The following is a 17007-nucleotide window of genomic DNA, read 5'->3' as shown; positions in this document are numbered from 1 at the left end:
TCCTCTTTTCTGAAAGGCTTTCGCTATATTTGTGTACATGAATAAAAAAACGTGGGAGTATGAAATATAAAATGTTAGTGCTCGACGTGGACGGGACACTGTTGAACGACGAGAAGGAGATTAGCAAGCGGACGCTGAACACGTTGCTCAAAGTGCAGCAGATGGGCGTACGCATCATGTTGGCATCGGGACGTCCCACTTACGGTTTGTTGCCATTGGCCAAGAAACTGGAATTGGGTACATATAACGGGTATATCCTCTCTTATAACGGTGGCCAGGTGATTAACGCTTCCAACGGAGAGGTGGTATTTGAACGCCGTATCAATCCGGAACATATCACTTATTTGGAGAAGAAAGCCGAGAAAAACGGTTTTTCGATCCTTACTTATAACGGGGATACGGTCGTGACGAATAACCCGGATGATCCGCATGTGCGAGCCGAAGCGGCCTTGAACGGCATGAAGTTGGAGCATCAGGAGTTTTTCTCTGCGGCAATAGATTACCCGCCTTGCAAATGTATGTTGGTGAGCGATGACGAGGAAGCTTTGGTGGGGTTGGAGAACCATTGGAAGCGTCGTTTGAACGGTGTATTGGATGTGTTCCGTTCCGAGCCGTATTTCCTGGAAGTGGTGGGCAGCCGGGTGGACAAAGCCAATACGTTGGGTGTCATCATGGAAATGGAGGGCATCAAGACGGACGAGATTGTGGTGTTCGGCGACGGCGTGGCCGACGTGACCATGTTGCAGTTGGCCGATTTGGGCATTGCCATGGGGAATGCCCCGGATTCGGTGAAGCGTTGTGCCGACTACGTGACCCTCTCCAACAATGAAGACGGTGTGGCCGTGGCGGTGGAGAATGCTTTCCTGGCCGAGGTGCGCGAAAGCGAGATACCGCTTGATGCCTTGAATGCACAGGCGCAGACTACGTTGATGGGGAATTTGGGCATACAATATACGTATGCTTCCCACGAGCGGATAGAAGCCACCATGCCGGTGGACCACCGCACGCGCCAACCTTTCGGCATCCTGCACGGCGGGGCCACGTTGGCTTTGGCAGAGACAGTGGCCGGGTTGGGGTCGATGGTGATTTGCAATCCCGATGAATTCGTTGTGGGGATGCAAGTGAGCGGCAACCATATCTCTTCGGCCCACGAGGGGGATACGGTGAGGGCTGTGGCCACGATTGTGCATAAAGGGCGCTCTTCACACGTGTGGAACGTGGATGTGTTCACTTCCACGGGGAAATTGGTGTCTTCCATCCGGGTGATGAACAGTGTGATGAAACGCAAATGAGCCGCATGCAGGACGACGAGGCGGTAATAGATGAATGGATTAAGGGCGGAAAAGATGCCTTTGTGTTCTACCGTGAGCCGGGGGAAAGTGTTTGTCACGGCATACGGGCGGCACGGTCCTCCCTGCAATCTTTTGAAGGCATCCCGCCGTTGGACGGGAAGACTGGTTTTGTGTTTGCCCCTTTTCGGTTCGGAGAGGGGCATCCTTTATGGCTGCTTCCCTTGGAGGAGGAAATAGAAGCCGGTATATCCCGGGCTGCATGTCCCGATGAGGTAGAGGCACCTGCTCCGATGCCCTTTTGCGGACGGTTGGAGGAACAGCCGTCGAAGGAGTACCGTGAGGCTTTTCGTTTTTTTTCCGCTGCGCTTCGTGCCGGGGATTTTCAGAAGTTGGTGCTTTCCCGTGCTTGTACGGATGCTTTTCCCCGGGGCTTTTCGTGGGCGCGGGCTTTCGGGGCGGCCTGCCGCCGTTATGTGCATTCATACGTGTATTTGTTCCATACGCCGCAAACCGGTTTTTGGTTGGGGGCTACGCCCGAAATCCTTTTGGCCGGAGGAAAAGGGGACTACCGTACAGTGGCTTTGGCCGGTACGCAATTCCTGAAAGAGGGCAAGTTGGCAGGTCCGTGGTCGGAAAAGAACATCCGCGAACAAGCTTTTGTGACGGAATATATCGGCGGTTGCTTGCGGGAACGGGATATCCGGTTCACTGTGGAAGGGCCTTATACGGCTACGGCCGGAGAATTGGCCCATTTGAAAACCGATATCCGTTTCCGTCTTTCTTCGGCCGAAGCCTTAGGCGGCTTGTTGCAGGCTTTGCATCCTACGCCTGCCGTATGCGGGTTGCCCAAAGAAGAGGCTTTTCGCTTCATCCTGTCGCATGAAGGATATGACCGTGGCTATTATGCCGGTTTCCTCGGACGGTGGGAGCCGGAGGGGAAGACGGCTTTGTATGTGAATTTGCGATGCATGCAATGTGGCGAAGGGGCGGAAAAAATCCGCCTGTATGCCGGAGGCGGGATCTTGCCGGCTTCCGTGTGCGAAGAAGAATGGATGGAGACGGAACGTAAGTTGCAGACTATGAAATATGTAATCTCGAAAGGAGGAACTGATGTATTCGGATAAGAAGAACGTGTTGCAGCTTGTTGCCTTGCTGCGTGCGCACGGCATTCGCCGGGCGGTGTTGTGTCCCGGAAGCCGTAATGTGCCGTTAGTACAGGCTTTCGCCACGTGTGAGGATTTTGAATGCTTTTCGGTGACGGACGAGCGCAGTGCCGGTTTCTTCGCCGTCGGATTGGCTTTGCATGTACAGGCTCCCGTGGTGGTCTGTTGTACCTCCGGTTCGGCTTTGCTCAACCTCCATCCGGCGGTGTGCGAGGCGTTCTACCGTCGGGTACCTTTGGTAGTCGTTTCCGCCGACCGTCCGGCGGCTTGGATCGGGCAGATGGACGGGCAGACTTTGCCGCAGCCGGGTGTTTTCGGTGGCTTGGTGCGGAAGGCGGTCAATCTGCCCGAGGTACGTACCGGGGAAGATGAATGGTATGCCAACCGGCTTGTCAACGAGGCTTTGCTTGAAGTGGATCACCACGGCTACGGGCCGGTGCATATCAATGTCCCCCTTTCCGAACCGTTGTTTCAATTTACGGCGGAAGCTTTGCCTTCCGTACGGCGTATGGTACGGCGGGATATGTCCGACGAGGGACGGACTTTGTCTTTCTTCCTGAAAGAAGAGCTTCCCAAGTACCGTCGGGTTCTGGTCGTGTCGGGGCAGATGTCTTCGGACGAGGCGGCCGGTGTAGCGGCTTGCCTGTCCGGCAGTCGCGTGGCTTGGTTGGCTGAAGTGTTGGGGAATTGCCCGTCGGCTTCAGATGCGGTACGGGGCTTCGATGCCTTGTTATATGCAGCCCGTGAGGAAGACTTGCAGGCGTTGCGCCCGGACTTGGTGATTACCGTAGGCGGGCATGTCGTGTCGAAACGTTTGAAACAGTTCCTGAGGCGTACGCCTTCGTTGGTGCACTGGCATGTTTCGCCGGATGGCCTTCCGGCGGATTTGTTTTGTGCGCTGACCACGGTTGTGGAGGCTTCTCCTGCTGATTTCTTCCGTTTGTTTTTCCGGCCGGAGGCTTTGCTGTCCGGGGCGTATGCGCAGCTATGGCATGAAAGTTGTGCCCGGTTGGCCTCTCCGGAAACCGGATACTCCGAGATGTATGCCGTGCGGCGCGTGTTAGAGGCATTGCCACCCCATGCAGTGCTCCATTTGGCCAACAGTTCGGTGGTGCGCTTGGCGGAATTGTGCCGCCTGCCCGAAGGTGTGGAAGTGCAATGCAACAGGGGAGTGAACGGCATAGAAGGTTCCGTGTCGGCTGCGGTAGGTTATGCGGCAGTGTCCGACCGGATGAATTTCCTGCTTGTAGGTGATTTGAGTTTCTTTTATGACATGAATGCGTTATGGAACGGCCATATACGTTCCAACCTCCGCATTGTCGTGTTGAACAACGGCGGCGGGGCCATTTTCCATGCCTTGCCCGGATTGGACATGGCCGGGGATACGCGGCATTTCGTGACGGCTTCTCATGGCGCGTCGGCGGCAGGTTGGGCTGAATCGCAGGGATTCACTTATTTGCAGGCTGCGGACACTGTGTCCCTCTTGGCCGCTTTTGATGATTTGTTGGACGAAACAGCCACGGCACCTGTCTTGTTGGAAGTGTTTACCGATGCGGAGGCCGATGCAGAAGAGCTACGGAATTACTATCATGCGATAAAGGAGAGATGGAAGAATTTTTAAGATGAAGGATATGAACAGAGAATGGAAAACTTTGAAGGAATACGAGGATATTCTTTTTGAATTTTATAACGGCATTGCCCGTATCACCATCAACCGCCCGCAGGTGCGCAACGCTTTTACGCCGCGCACGGTGTCGGAGATGAGCGACGCGTTCTATATTTGCCGCGAGCGGCGTGATGTCCGTGTGGTGGTGTTGACAGGAGCGGGCGACAAGGCTTTTTGTTCCGGAGGCGACATGCACGTGAAAGGGCACGGGGGATATGTCGGGGACGACGGTGTGCCCCGTTTGAATGTGTTGGAGGTGCAAAAACAAATCCGTTCGTTGCCCAAGCCCGTGATTGCGGCGGTCAACGGTTTTGCCATCGGCGGAGGGCACGTGCTCCATGTGGTGTGCGACCTGACGATAGCTTCGGACAATGCCATTTTCGGGCAGACCGGACCTCGCGTGGGCAGCTTCGATGCCGGTTTCGGTTCCTCTTATCTGGCCCGTGTCGTAGGTCAGAAGAAAGCCCGTGAGATATGGTTCCTGTGCCGGAAGTATAATGCCCAGGAGGCCCTCGATATGGGATTGGTCAACAAGGTGGTGCCTTTGGCTGAATTGGAAGACGAATATGTGGCATGGGCGGAAGAGATGATGCAACTCAGTCCGTTGGCCCTGCGTATGATAAAGGTGGGGCTGAATGCCGAACTGGACGGCCAGGCCGGTATTCAGGAACTGGCCGGGGACGCCACGATGCTTTACTATATGACTGATGAGGCTCAGGAGGGTGGCCGTGCTTTCCTGGAGAAGCGTAAACCGAAGTGGAGGTTCTAAAAGTATGTGGAACAAGGCGGTGTAACAGGTGGCAGCGTCTATCTTATTTTGATTGGGTCCGGATTGAAACGGTAGGTTTTCAATCCGGACTTTTTATATGTCCGATTCGTATCCTTCTTTTCAAAGGAAGAAAGGAATATGGCATGATATATGACGGAAAACGGGTCGGAAAATGTATTTTGGTAAGATTTATCCTATCATTGGTTATTTTATGTCTTATTCCAATGTGGGGGAAGAATATAATTTTGTATCCTGAAAAAGGAATAGAAACAAGTTGGCTAGCATGATGTTTATTCCGTATGAAAGCTCCGTGTCCTCGTCAATAGGTTCGGTGGCGGCACGGTGGAAAACAATAGAACCTTAAAATTTTTAAACATGAAAAAGAAAATACCAAATTCTTTGTTCCCGTTGATGGGGAAGCGTAGGCCGTTGATGGCTGTGTTTGTGGCTTGTATGGCCGCGAACGGGGTGTGGGCACAGGAAGAATCTTCTTGGGTGGGGGAACCTTTGCCTGCCGAAGGTGGAGAGTTTTACCTTTATAATAAGGAAGGTGGAGGATTCCTGCTTGGGGCAAATACTTGGGGCACGCAAGCCTCGTTAGGGCAGCCCGGCCTGTTGTGTACGTTAGAGGTTATGCCCGATGGTAAATATGCCATCAAGACGACGGCTAATAATTATTTGAAAGATGACTACATTGACAAAGACAAGACCGGATATATTTTTACTGACCAGAATATAGAAGACGAAGTGTATGAGTTTTCCTTGTTCGGGAATGGTCGTTATTTACATTACAATGGTTCGGGTACGGTTCTGGCACGGGTGGAAACTGTAGATGTTTGCGAATGGATTTTGGTATCCAAGGACCAACGTATCAAGGCTTTGGATAACGCGACGGAAGAGCAGGGCGTAGATGCCACGTTTTATGTCACAGGAGCTAATTTCGACCGTTCTCAGCCGAGTGAATGGAAGGAAAGCCATACCGGTGGTACACTGACGCTTATCGGACCAGACAGGGCGGCAAAGTCTACAAATTCCTGTACTGAGGCGTACGACAATGCAAACTTTGAGGTATACCAAGTTATGACAGGATTGAAAAACGGATGTTATTTGGTATCCTGCCAAGGGTATTATCGTCCAGGCGGTAACGTGGATGCCAATGGGGCACAGAATGCTATTTTATATGCGAATGCAGATGAGACTCCGCTTCAGTTGCTGAAGGATGACGGGAAAGGCATTCCTAATAACATGGAGCAGGCTGCCGATGCTTTCTTGGTTGGGCGTTATGGCGGTAATGAAGTACGTACGGTCGTGATGGATGGTACATTGAGGATAGGTGTGAGGAAGGATGTACATATATCAAAAGATTGGGCGGCTTTTGATAACTTTCGTTTAACGTATTTGGGAGAGGCAGATGCTTCTGAGGCATTCCAACAGTCATTGAAGATGTTGGAAACCTTGATTGCGCATTTTACAGTTTCCGGGGCAACCGCCATCGCCACGGAGTTGCAGGAGGTGTATGACAAAAATAAAGATGTTTCGGGCGATGGTATAGAAGTAGCACAGAAAGCTCTGTCTGAGGTCATGGCCGAAGCTAAGGACGTGCAGGTCAATGTGGACAGTTTAGTGGCTTCCATAAAAACAGCCGAGTCGCTTTATGCAAAGGTTGAGGACGGTACATATACCTTGTCCACCAAGGGGAAAGAAGCTTTGGAGCAGGGCATAACTGAAGCCGAAAGGATATTGCAGGAAACGCAGATGTCGGCTATGGGTACACAGGCTCCTGTTTACGTGGAAATTCTTAATGCCCAAGTCCGGGATGCCAGGCTTTGGATGGGTATGATATATCCGTTGGAAAAGGCCAAAGAGCTGGCTGATGCGATAACGGGACTTGGCGAGACGGATGCTTACCGGCAAGTCGTGAGTGATTTGGATGATGTGGCATTGACTTTCGAGAAAGTAACAACCGATGTGGCGGCTTTGAATTTGGTTTGCCGCAATGCAATGACTATGGATTTCTTGTCGAAGGCTACATCAGATGCTCCCATAGACATGACCTGTTTTATCCAGAACCCGAATATTTATCAAGTAGGAGAGAACAAGGAAGCTCCGGACGGATGGGTCGTGGCCGCACTTGGAGAAAACAATAGTCCTGATGTCACCACAGGGGGGAAAGGAGATGCCGCATTATGGTCTTCTAGTTGGTCAAGCAATGAAAACAACAATGTAGGCAAGGCTCATTATTATACTAAAATAGGAGGGACAGGAAACCGTGTAGCTAATTTGCCAGACGGTACTTATCTGTTGAAAGCTGCCACTTATTGTACCCGTGATGCCGCGAATGTGAATTTATATGGTTCGTTGGATAACGTAAACATGGAGTTCTCTGATTTCAATGGCGATGAAGCGGTTTATAATGCCGCTACCGGGGTGAACGATGGTTCAACCACGGAACTACGGATGGACGTAAGTGGAGGTGTCCTTTATTTGGGAGTGAAGGGTGAAGATATCGTACATGGTAATGGACAGCATTGGGAGGCCGACAACTTCCGCTTGTATTACATCGGTGTCCCCGAATCCGCCTCGCAGGCTATTCGCATCTCTGACGCAGGTATGGCTACTTATTATTCCGCTAATGCCTTTACTGTGCCTGAAGGTCTGGAAGCCGGTGTCGTGACCGGGATTTCCGATGGAGGAACCACTTTGGCTGTGGATTGGCGTTATGCTTCGGGCAGTACTGTCCCGGGTTTGACCGGTATCCTTCTTAGGGGTAAGGCCGGTGGTTATACGGGTAACTTTAGTGTGGCAAACATGTCGCGTCCGGAGGATAACCTGTTGGAAGGCACGTTGGTGGAAACCACTGTGGATGCCGAAGGCTACAAGTACTACAAACTGGCTGATGATGTGACGAACGGTTTAGGCTTCTACTTTGCCACCCAAGACGGCAGCTCTATCGTAAACGGAGCGAACAAGGCATATTTGGCTTTGCCGGAGGCCGTGGCGCAAGAGGCCAACTTCCTTGCATTCGACTTTGATGCAACGGGTATCACCGATACAGAGCTTACGGCAGAGGAAGCCCCTGTGGATGTCTACGGGATTTCCGGCATACGCGTGCGTTCCGGTGTGAAGGCTTCTGAGGCTTTGGAGGGGTTGTCCAAAGGAATTTATATTATAAATGGAAGGAAAATCTTAAAATAGGAAACGAAATGAAAAAGAAGGTATATGTAACTCCTGAGGTTGACGCAGTGGTATTGTTGCAACAAGACATGCTTTGTGGGTCAGGAAATGGAATGGATATCCATGATGATTATTCGGATGCCGAACAGTTGTCGAACAAGAACGTTTGGGATGATATTTGGTGAATCCTTTAGCCGGAATTAGACAAAAAGCGTCAAAAACGGGTAGAAATGGTGCATAAAGTGCATTTGGATGAAAATGTCCCATTTTTTGTGCTTATCTGTCACCAATGGAATGGATGATTCGTTTTATCTTTGCCATGCGTTTCAGAAGTCACGGATGTGAAGGCATTCTAAGATGATGGAGCGTACCTTGGTCTATTAAGAGAGATGCAGTTAGAAATTAGGTTAATATTGGTGTGAGTAGCCTGATATGAGGTATCCTGTGAAGGATTGAACTCATATCAGGCTACTTTTTTAAGGATGCCGGGCAGGTTTCCGAGGGATGGAAGAAGGATTCCGTTGGGGGAGATTACCGGTCTTTTCCAGTTTGAAATCCGTGGCTGAGAACCAAGTCCCGTCCCATGTCCTGCTGCGGATATTGGTCACGCCATAGCGTATGGTACCGTCGTGTGTGACGATGCTGTCAATCCTTACGGTGCTCCATCCATAGCCCTTTCCTCCATTGGCTTCGGTGATATTTCTCCATAAGCCCAATGAGACGGTACCGTCGTTCTGTTTCTTTTTGGCATCCTGCCAGATTCCGCCGCCTTCATTGCTATATATAGGTACTTGGGTCTTTTGTTCCTTTCCTCCGGAAATGGCGAAGATTTCGCAACCGTGCCCGTCAGTCCGTGCGGCGGCCTCCAACCGGTAGATGCCGGGTGCCATGTGTACGGTTTGTTCCAACTCATATTCCATGTTCCGGTTGCCGCTCCAGGCATCGATATATTGCATTTCACGGTCACCGGTATAATATTCTCCGCTTTTCACGTAACCGTCACAGTTTTCGTGCCTGATGACTGTCCAACCTTCGTTTTTCAGGTAGCTTAACTGTTTCTGTCGGTGGGCGGTGTCTTCACGTTCTTGTTTTTCTTTGTAGAACTCCCGTCTGTAACGTTCATAAAAAGCATTGCCCTGAATGGCCGATGCAATGAAGACAGCCAGGCATACGACCCATGTCCCGAGGAGTGCCAACCGTTTCATGGCGTTCATTGGGGCTATGCGTCCGGCCATGCGTAAGATGGAATGTCCGCCTATATACAAAGTGAGGACCGACAAGACAATAAAGCTTATCGAGGCTATCCAATAAATGCCTTGGCCGATGGAACCGTTGACAAGCCCGTTGAAAAAGGCTTGGTCTGCCGACGAACTGAACACGCCCTCGCTTATACCTCCGCAACATGCGGAAATCAGGAAAAGGCAGAGCATGACCAAAGCGAACAATAAGACGATGGACAATATGAGAATCAGTCCGCCAATGAAGACAAAGAGGCAACCTTTAAAAACTGCAGTGATAATGTCCAGTAAGACAGTGAGGCATCCGCGTGCTGTTTTTTTCGTTTCCGGTGCTGTGGCATATTGTCCGGCTTTGCGTGCGCCTTCCATGATTTCGTCGCGCAGGTTTTCCATGTTCACGGGGCGTCCTTGCATGCGCAAGCGGTCTTCCGGGGTTTGGGCTTCCGGGGTAATGATCCATAGGATGAGGTAGATGACAATCATGGTGCCGAGGGAGAACCAGGCAAACAATATCATCAGTAGGCGGAGCCACAGTGGGTCGATGCCGAAGAAACAAGCCAAACCGGAGGTGACGCCGCCCAACATTTTGTCGTCCGGGTTACGGAAAAGTTTCTTGTGGATGGTTTCTTTCGGTTTGCGTCCTTCATGCGGTTCTTCTGTGCCTTCGGAAAGGTTTTCTGATTCCGGATTATCCATTTCTTCCGGGTTCCCGATGCGTTTGATGATTTCCTGCATGTGTTCTATGGTAATGGCTTCCACCCCGGACGCCTTCAGTTCATCGAACAATTCAGCAATGCGGCGTTCGATGTCCTCCGCAATTTCTTCGCCCCCTTCTTGGCGGGAAAAGTAGCGTTGCATGTTCTTTTGGTATTGGTTCAACAGTTCGTAAGCGTCCTCGTCGATGGCATAGAGCGATCCGAAGAGGTTGATGGTAATATTCTTTTTCATAAATATTATGTATTTAAAAGTTAAGGATTCAGTCTTTTTCTTGTAGGGGAAGCCTTATGGGGCTTTCTGATTTCAGATGCCCCACGGTGGCGGAAAGCTCATTCCAGGCACAGTCCAGTCCGGCCAGGAAAGTTTCGCCGTTGAGGGTCAGGGCATAATATTTGCGTGGAGGTCCTTGGGTGGACTCGCGCCATTCATAACTCAGCAACCCGTCCTTTTTCAGGCGGGTGAGCAGCGGATAGAGCGTGCCTTCCACGACAATCAAATCGGCTTCCTTCAGCCGTGTGATGATGTCGGAGGCGTATGACGGTTCCTTGCGCAGCAACAGCATGACACAATATTCCAACATTCCTTTCCGCATTTGTGATTTCGCATTGTCTACGTTCATAGGCTTTTAACGTTTAAGTAAGGAGACGTCCGGCCGGTGCGTCCCTTTGTTCCGTGCAAATATATGTATTATATTGGTACTATGCAATACATAGTAGTATGTTTCTTCTGATTTTCAATAGGAGAATTTCTTTATCACTCGTTTATCACCGTTTACTGACCAATAGGTTTAGATAAGTTCGGATACTGCAAAAAGAAGAAAAAATGAATGGAGAACATCAGTATTCATCATTTTTTCCTATATTTGCCTTGTACATTTCCGCAGAAAGCCCAAGGGTGGGCAAGGATATGTGCATTATATATGGAGAAGACGTTTACAAGCGTCTGGCTTTCGGGTTTCAGAACTTCGCACCTTTTGACCTGTCGAAAGAACAGATGGCAACCGGTAACGTCCTCGTGGTATGTATATTTACGTACTGTCCTTCCCTTTTTGGGAAAGGACATGCCGTATACATATCGGCGTGGGCTTTCTGCGTTGCTCGTTCTTGACAGGTGGGCATGCGAAGGCCTTGGAACTCGGAACGGGCAAAGGTAAGATTCCTACGCCTTTTCTATATACAGGCAGTTCTTATGTTGGATTTAACATGTCCGTTGGGAGTCCGGATGAATAAAGAGGGGTATGCTGCATATCGGACAGCTTATAGCTTGCACGCTTCACGAGCAAGGGCGTACGGTGACATGGTTTGCAAGACAGTTGTGTTGCACACGGCCTAACGTATATAAAATATTCGGCAAAGAAAATATTGATATCTCTTTGTTGTGGCGTATTTCTTGTATTCTTCATCATGACTTTTTCGGAGACCTTTCACAGGAAATGAAGTGTGACGTAAATTTTTCCCTTCCTTTTAGTTCCGGAACGGAATAGGGATGTTAATCAAATGGCAATATTTCTGTCAACTTCTTGGAACTATCCATTTCCGTTTCATCTTCTCGATTTGCCTATCTTTGCATGGTAAACTGAATTCGAGAACAACATTAAATTAAAAAAAATGAAAAAGTTATGTTTTAAATGTCCGGTTTGGATGTGGATTTTGGGCATGATGTTTTTTGTATCGTGTAGCGACGATGATAACGGTGGGACGGGCGGCGGCAACGGTGACAAGGATGCGTATTCCGTGACCATCCTGACGCAACCGTATTCGGGATTGTCTTCCACCACTGTGGAGGTTTCCGGGACGTGCTCCATAACCGGGAAAGTGCCTGAGGTGTATGCTTTTGGTTTTGTTTACGGGACATCGAAATCACCGGAAGCCGGCAATGAAGGAGTGGTGAAAGTACAGGTTGGTATGTCGGAGACAGGAGATTTCAAAACGACTCTGGAAGGTTTGACACCGAATACGACCTATTATTACAGGGCATATTTTGAGAAAGACGGGGCTTATGAATATGGCAATACGAAAACATTCACGATGAAGCCTGCTGACGATGGTATCGATGTGCCTACGGTTGGCGAACTGGTAGACATGGGAGGTCGGGTGAAATGGGCCTCGTGTAATTGGGATGCGTCTTCACCGGAGCAGACCGGCGTTTTGTGCGGATGGGGCGATCCTACGGGAACTGTCAAGTACCAAGGGATTATTGATACTTATGACTTTTATGTGCCTGCTCCCGGATGTTATGAGTATTATGCCGGGGTGAATCCTCCGAAGGAGATAAGCGGTACGGAGTTGGACATTGCTTACGTGAAATCGCAAGGCCGCTTGCGCATGCCCACGCGGAAAGAAATGGATGACTTGGTGGAAGATTGTCTCGTGAAAACGGTTCTGTATAATAATGTGGAAGGGCTGCTGTTCATTGCTCCCAACGGGAACAAGCTCTTTTTCCCCTCGTGTGGACGACGGATAGGGTCAGAAGTCCTTACCAATGGGCTTAGCGTTTATTGGACAGGGACGTTTGAGCAGTATTCTTATGGTAGTCTACTGGTTTATGGATTGGGATTCCAAGGTGGTGATCCTGGACCGACAGACGGGATGGACTGTTGTCTAGGGGGAGCCATACGCCCGGTGGCCGATAAATGATTAATTAAAAGATAAAATGCGATGGATATGAAAAGTTTCAAATTATGGCAGTTGCCGGGATTCATGCTGTGCCTGTTGTTGGGGTTGGTGTTTTTTTCTTCTTGCGATAAGGACGATGACGAGGCAGGTGGCGGAGGCATCATGGGGTATTGGTTGCCGTTGACAGACCTCCGTGATATGGCGAGAGAAGCGGTGGAAGAAGACAATGCCGATGAAGACGGTTTTACAGGAGGAGCCGTTTCATACCGTTTCCTGAATGCTAATACCGTAGAAAGTTTTACGACGAATTGCTACATAGGCCATAAGTCCGCTGCGTTTCATACGGAAACTGTTTCAGGAAAGACGGTGTCTTTCGTGGCGGAAAATGTGAGGACTTACACTTATGTGCTTGATGGCAATAAGGTGTATATCACGGATGGTACCATTGGTACATTAGTTAATGGTGAATTACGGGTGGATGGTTTGCTGTTTACTTTCCAGAAATTGGAGTGAGTCATTCCTTTCGTGCCTGGGAGAGTGTGTAAAGTCTGTTACTTTTATTCCCGTCGGTCGCGGAAGATTGTGTTTTTTAAGGTGGAAGCATGATTATCCGAAGATTTTTTCTAAGTTTGCACCCTAAAGTGATATGCTGCAGGTGGGTTTCCGTATGTGGGAATGTACGGTGCATGCAGTGACATTGAGGATAGAATGGGAATGATAGATTATAAGATAGATGTTTTCCCTCGGCTTTTTCATTTTAAAAAGCCGGCGGGTACGTCAAGGGGAGTGTACACGGAGCGGCGGTCGTGGTACGTCAGGGTGTCATCCGCTGCCTGTCCGGGACGTGAGGGATGGGGCGAATGCGCTCCCTTGCCACAGTTGAGTGTGGATGACTTGCCGGATTACGAAAGCGTGTTGCGCGGGATATGTGCGGAGGTGGCCCGTACGGGGCAGGTCGATATGGAGCGGTGGAGGGAATACCCCTCCATGCTGTTCGGGGTGGAGACGGCTTTGCGCCATTTCGGACAAGGGACGTATGCCTTGTGGGATACATCCTTTTCGCGCGGTGAAGAGGGCATCTGCATCAACGGGTTGATATGGATGGGCGACCATGACGCCATGTACAGGCAAATCAGGGAGAAGTTGGAAGCCGGTTTCCGTTGTGTCAAGTTGAAAATCGGTGCCATCGGTTTCGAGGAGGAATTGGACTTGTTGCGTTTCATCCGGCGGCATTTCCCGGCTCGTGAGGTGGAACTCCGGGTGGATGCCAACGGGGCTTTTGCTCCTGCTGAAGCCTTGGACAAGCTGAAACGGTTGGCCGAACTTGATTTGCATTCCATCGAGCAGCCCATACGGGCCGGGCAATGGGACGAAATGGCCGGACTGGTGTCGGTTTCGCCCTTGCCCGTCGCTTTCGACGAGGAGCTGATAGGACATTGCAGCCTTGAAGCGAAGCGGAGGCTGTTGGACGCGCTCCATCCGCAGTATATCGTGCTGAAACCCTCGTTGCATGGCGGGTTCTCCGGTTGCCGGGAGTGGATAGAAGAGGCGGAAAAGAGGAACGTCGGATGGTGGATTACCTCGGCACTGGAGTCGAACGTAGGCTTGAATGCCATTGCGCAATGGTGTGCCACATGGCACACCCGGATGCCGCAGGGATTGGGCACGGGAATGTTGTTCACTGACAACGTACCGATGCCGTTGGAAATCCGGAAAGATTGTTTGTGGTATGTGGCAGACGGAGATTGAACGGCAGCATGTCGGCGTGGAGGGGCGGCGTTTCTCGGCGGCAGACTTGCACGAACTGGCCGCGTTGTCCGTTGAAGAGGAAGATGAGGCTTTGCGGGCCGTTTATGCCTTTCTGGCGGAATGGTTCTCGCCTGCGTCTACGGTGGAAGTGCAGACTTCCGGTTCCACCGGTGTCCCCAAGCGGATGAGAGTGGAAAAAGAGCGGATGATGCGTAGTGCCGTTCGGACGTGTGAGTTCCTCGGCTTGCGCCCGGGCGACACGGCTTTGCTGTGCATGGACTTGAAGTATATCGGGGCTAAGATGATGGTCGTGCGTGCCTTGGTGGCCGGGCTGCATCTATGGGTTCGTCGTCCGTCGGGGCATCCGTTGGCCGACATGGAGGAGCGGGTGGATTTCCTGTCTGTCGTGCCGATGCAACTTTACAACACGTTGGGGCAGGCGGACGAGCGGGAGCGTCTGGCACGTGTTCGTTGTGTCATCGTGGGGGGCGGAGCGGTGGACGAGGCTTTGGAACGGCGTTTGGAGTACTTGCCCTGCCGGGTGTATTCCACTTACGGCATGACGGAGACATTGTCGCATGTCGCTTTGCGTCCGCTTAACGGGCCGGAGGCTTCGGCAGGTTATCGTCCTTTCGAGGGGGTAAGTTTGTCGCTGTCCGCCCGGGGGACGTTGGTGATTCATGCACCGGAATTGTGTGTTTCCGATTTGGAGACGAACGACGTGGCGCGTTTGTATGACGACGGCACGTTCATGATTGTGGGGCGTGCGGATAATGTGGTAAACAGCGGGGGCGTAAAAATCCAGATAGAGGAGGAAGAGCATCGGCTGAAGGAGCTTATCAGCGTGCCTTTTGCTTTGACTTCCGTGCCGGACCGGCAGTTGGGCGAGGCTTTGGTGTTGTTGTTGGTACGTGATTTCCCGATGGATGATGCCGATTTGTTTAGTGCGATGAAGGCTTTTCTGCCTCGTTACCATGTTCCCCGGCATATTTTGCGCGTGGAGACCGTACCGGTGGCGGGAAATGGTAAGGTGAATCGTAAGGCTTGCCGGGAGTTGGCTCTTGGAGCAGGGGCTGTCCGTTGATGCTTTTTATAATCTTGACAAAAGGGGCGGTTTTTGCAGGAGAACAAATGCCTTTGCCGAAGGTGTTCTGCCGATATGAGGCAAACGGGAAATCGTTTGGCGCAGAATGAAAAATCAATCTCATGAGATTGAAAAATCGTTTGGCTGAGAAAAAAATGTTAAAACGAGGAGCCTGATGGAGTAATATGTAGATTGCAGAATCACAGTGTTTTAGGATTCCCAAACGATAAAGGGTATAAAAAAAGACCGCTTGCGAAAAGCGGCCTTTTTTATATCAGTCTAATGATGATTAATCTTCAACAATCGTACAGATGCTGACGCGGTTCCAATCCGGTTCCTCGAACATGTAGCCTACGCCTTGTCCCTTAGCTGTAATACGGCGAACGTCGATTCTGTATTTGTTCACCAACATATTCTTCACGGCTTCCGCACGTTGGTTGGCGATACGTTCGTTCACTTCGGCACTTCCTTCAGGAGAAGCATATCCTAAGATGTTCACCTTAGCTTCTTTATGGTTCTTCAGATAAGTGGCGATACGTTCTACGTTGGGTTGCTGTGACGCGTCGATGACGATCTTGCCTTGACGGAATGTTACGACAGACTCCAATGTTTTCTTGTTGTTCGTAATCACTTTCGGGCCTTGGTTGCGGCATTCTTGCAGTGCACGTTCCAAATCGGCAGATTTCTGTTCCTCGTTGCGGAGTCGGTTAGCCGTATTTCTCATGCTTTCATCCTTGGAGCTTACGTCCTGACGCAAGTTGTTGATGGTAGCGTTCAGTGCGCTGACTTCCGATGCGTCGTAGGCTCTTACCTTTGTCATGTGATGCTTGCCGTTGCTGTTCTTGAAGTGATAAACCACTCCGGCTGTAATTTCCCAGTTGGCATAATTGGCATTGAAATTGGGGTGGGAGTGAGCCCTGTCGGCATCCCACATGCTCATATCCCATAGGATAGCCGGTTTGATGGCTACGGTCCATGCTTTCTTTTCTCCCAAATTGAAATTGAAGTTTACTCCGGCTTTTGATGCCAAGTGGTTGGCACCTTCGCCTGTCTCATAGAAATCGTTCAGGCGTAACCAACCAAATCCGCCTACGGCTTCTACTTCGAACAGGCGTGGCTGACCGTTGTATCCTGCAAACATGTTGTTTAGGTTGAGCCGATTCAACAACATCAGGTTGAAGGCGTCGAATGCCGTACCGCTCTTTTGGGCGGCCATTCGGCTTTGGGTATTAATGCTCCAGTTGCTTTCCAATGTCAAACCGTAAATGGGGCTTAACTGTTTATTAATGTCAAGACCGATGACTGCACGAGAGTTTTTAAAAAATGTACTATGGGTGAGGGGAGTGGCTATACCACCGTTCAGGCCTATTGACCAGTTGTCACCAAATTTGTTTCCACCCAAATTATAATCTTGGGCATTTAAGCCGCTTATACTGAAAGCGCTTAATATAACTACAATTAAAGACTTTTTCATAATTTATTTGTTTAGTAATACATCACAAATATAAGGTAATTTATATCAGTTTCAAAATAATAATGG

Annotated in this window: 15 protein-coding genes; 12 read left to right on the top strand and 3 right to left on the bottom strand. The window is 50.3% G+C overall.

The annotated features are described in order from the left end of the window. The first annotated feature begins 59 nt into the window (after positions 1-59). The 6 genes from HMPREF9442_RS09485 (at position 60) to HMPREF9442_RS16455 (ending at position 8249) form a co-directional block, all read left to right on the top strand. Positions 60-1292 (top strand): Cof-type HAD-IIB family hydrolase, encoded by a 1233-nt coding sequence (locus tag HMPREF9442_RS09485; RefSeq protein WP_008627978.1) that lies wholly within the window; start codon positions 60-62, stop codon positions 1290-1292. Continuing rightward, on the top strand, positions 1289-2416 hold the full coding sequence (locus HMPREF9442_RS09480; RefSeq protein ID WP_008627976.1) for an isochorismate synthase: 1128 nt from the start codon (positions 1289-1291) through the stop codon (positions 2414-2416). The genes HMPREF9442_RS09485 and HMPREF9442_RS09480 overlap by 4 nt, the downstream gene beginning before the upstream one ends. After that, the gene (gene menD, locus HMPREF9442_RS09475) at positions 2403-4076 is read left to right on the top strand and encodes a 2-succinyl-5-enolpyruvyl-6-hydroxy-3-cyclohexene-1-carboxylic-acid synthase (RefSeq protein WP_008627974.1); all 1674 of its coding nucleotides are present in this window, start codon (positions 2403-2405) and stop codon (positions 4074-4076) included. The genes HMPREF9442_RS09480 and menD overlap by 14 nt, the downstream gene beginning before the upstream one ends. 1 nt (position 4077) lies before the next feature. Beyond that, entirely contained in the window at positions 4078-4890 is an 813-nt protein-coding gene (gene menB, locus HMPREF9442_RS09470) for a 1,4-dihydroxy-2-naphthoyl-CoA synthase (protein WP_008627972.1), read from the top strand. Between the two features lie 375 nt (positions 4891-5265). Next, positions 5266-8085: a hypothetical protein gene (locus tag HMPREF9442_RS09465; protein ID WP_008627962.1), complete on the top strand. Its 2820-nt coding sequence runs from the start codon at positions 5266-5268 to the stop codon at positions 8083-8085. 8 nt (positions 8086-8093) lie between these two features. Continuing rightward, positions 8094-8249, top strand: a complete 156-nt coding sequence (locus HMPREF9442_RS16455) for a hypothetical protein (RefSeq protein ID WP_008627960.1) — start codon at positions 8094-8096, stop codon at positions 8247-8249. 291 nt (positions 8250-8540) lie between these two features. Here the strand turns inward: HMPREF9442_RS16455 and HMPREF9442_RS09460 are convergent, their stop codons facing one another. Continuing rightward, positions 8541-10250, bottom strand: coding sequence for a PspC domain-containing protein (locus HMPREF9442_RS09460; RefSeq protein ID WP_008627959.1), 1710 nt, complete (start codon positions 10248-10250; stop codon positions 8541-8543). A gap of 28 nt (positions 10251-10278) precedes the next feature. Further along, positions 10279-10638, bottom strand: a complete 360-nt coding sequence (locus HMPREF9442_RS09455) for a PadR family transcriptional regulator (RefSeq protein WP_008627957.1) — start codon at positions 10636-10638, stop codon at positions 10279-10281. A 569-nt stretch (positions 10639-11207) separates the two neighbouring features. On the opposite strand from HMPREF9442_RS09455, the gene HMPREF9442_RS16535 reads away from it, so the two are divergent. The 6 genes from HMPREF9442_RS16535 to HMPREF9442_RS09425 all read left to right on the top strand — a co-directional run bounded on the left by HMPREF9442_RS16535 (position 11208) and on the right by HMPREF9442_RS09425 (position 15467). Continuing rightward, positions 11208-11351: a hypothetical protein gene (locus HMPREF9442_RS16535; RefSeq protein ID WP_216593092.1), complete on the top strand. Its 144-nt coding sequence runs from the start codon at positions 11208-11210 to the stop codon at positions 11349-11351. Further along, entirely contained in the window at positions 11311-11502 is a 192-nt protein-coding gene (locus HMPREF9442_RS16770) for an XRE family transcriptional regulator (RefSeq protein ID WP_253271086.1), read from the top strand. The genes HMPREF9442_RS16535 and HMPREF9442_RS16770 overlap by 41 nt, the downstream gene beginning before the upstream one ends. 124 nt (positions 11503-11626) lie before the next feature. After that, positions 11627-12655 (top strand): hypothetical protein, encoded by a 1029-nt coding sequence (locus HMPREF9442_RS09440; protein WP_253271080.1) that lies wholly within the window; start codon positions 11627-11629, stop codon positions 12653-12655. Positions 12656-12682: 27 nt separating this feature from the next. Beyond that, positions 12683-13147, top strand: a complete 465-nt coding sequence (locus HMPREF9442_RS09435) for a hypothetical protein (protein ID WP_253271079.1) — start codon at positions 12683-12685, stop codon at positions 13145-13147. A gap of 201 nt (positions 13148-13348) precedes the next feature. Next, complete coding sequence (locus HMPREF9442_RS09430) at positions 13349-14383, top strand: o-succinylbenzoate synthase (protein ID WP_040602915.1); 1035 nt, start codon at positions 13349-13351, stop codon at positions 14381-14383. Beyond that, entirely contained in the window at positions 14364-15467 is a 1104-nt protein-coding gene (locus HMPREF9442_RS09425) for an AMP-binding protein (RefSeq protein WP_008627947.1), read from the top strand. The genes HMPREF9442_RS09430 and HMPREF9442_RS09425 overlap by 20 nt, the downstream gene beginning before the upstream one ends. A gap of 289 nt (positions 15468-15756) precedes the next feature. Here HMPREF9442_RS09425 and HMPREF9442_RS09420 read toward each other — a convergent pair whose 3' ends face one another. Beyond that, positions 15757-16941: an OmpA family protein gene (locus tag HMPREF9442_RS09420; RefSeq protein ID WP_008627945.1), complete on the bottom strand. Its 1185-nt coding sequence runs from the start codon at positions 16939-16941 to the stop codon at positions 15757-15759. Between the last annotated feature and the right edge of the window lie 66 nt (positions 16942-17007).

The organism is Paraprevotella xylaniphila YIT 11841, assembly GCF_000205165.1.
GTDB lineage: Bacteria > Bacteroidota > Bacteroidia > Bacteroidales > Bacteroidaceae > Paraprevotella > Paraprevotella xylaniphila.
This window is presented reverse-complemented; position numbering and strand designations above follow the sequence as displayed.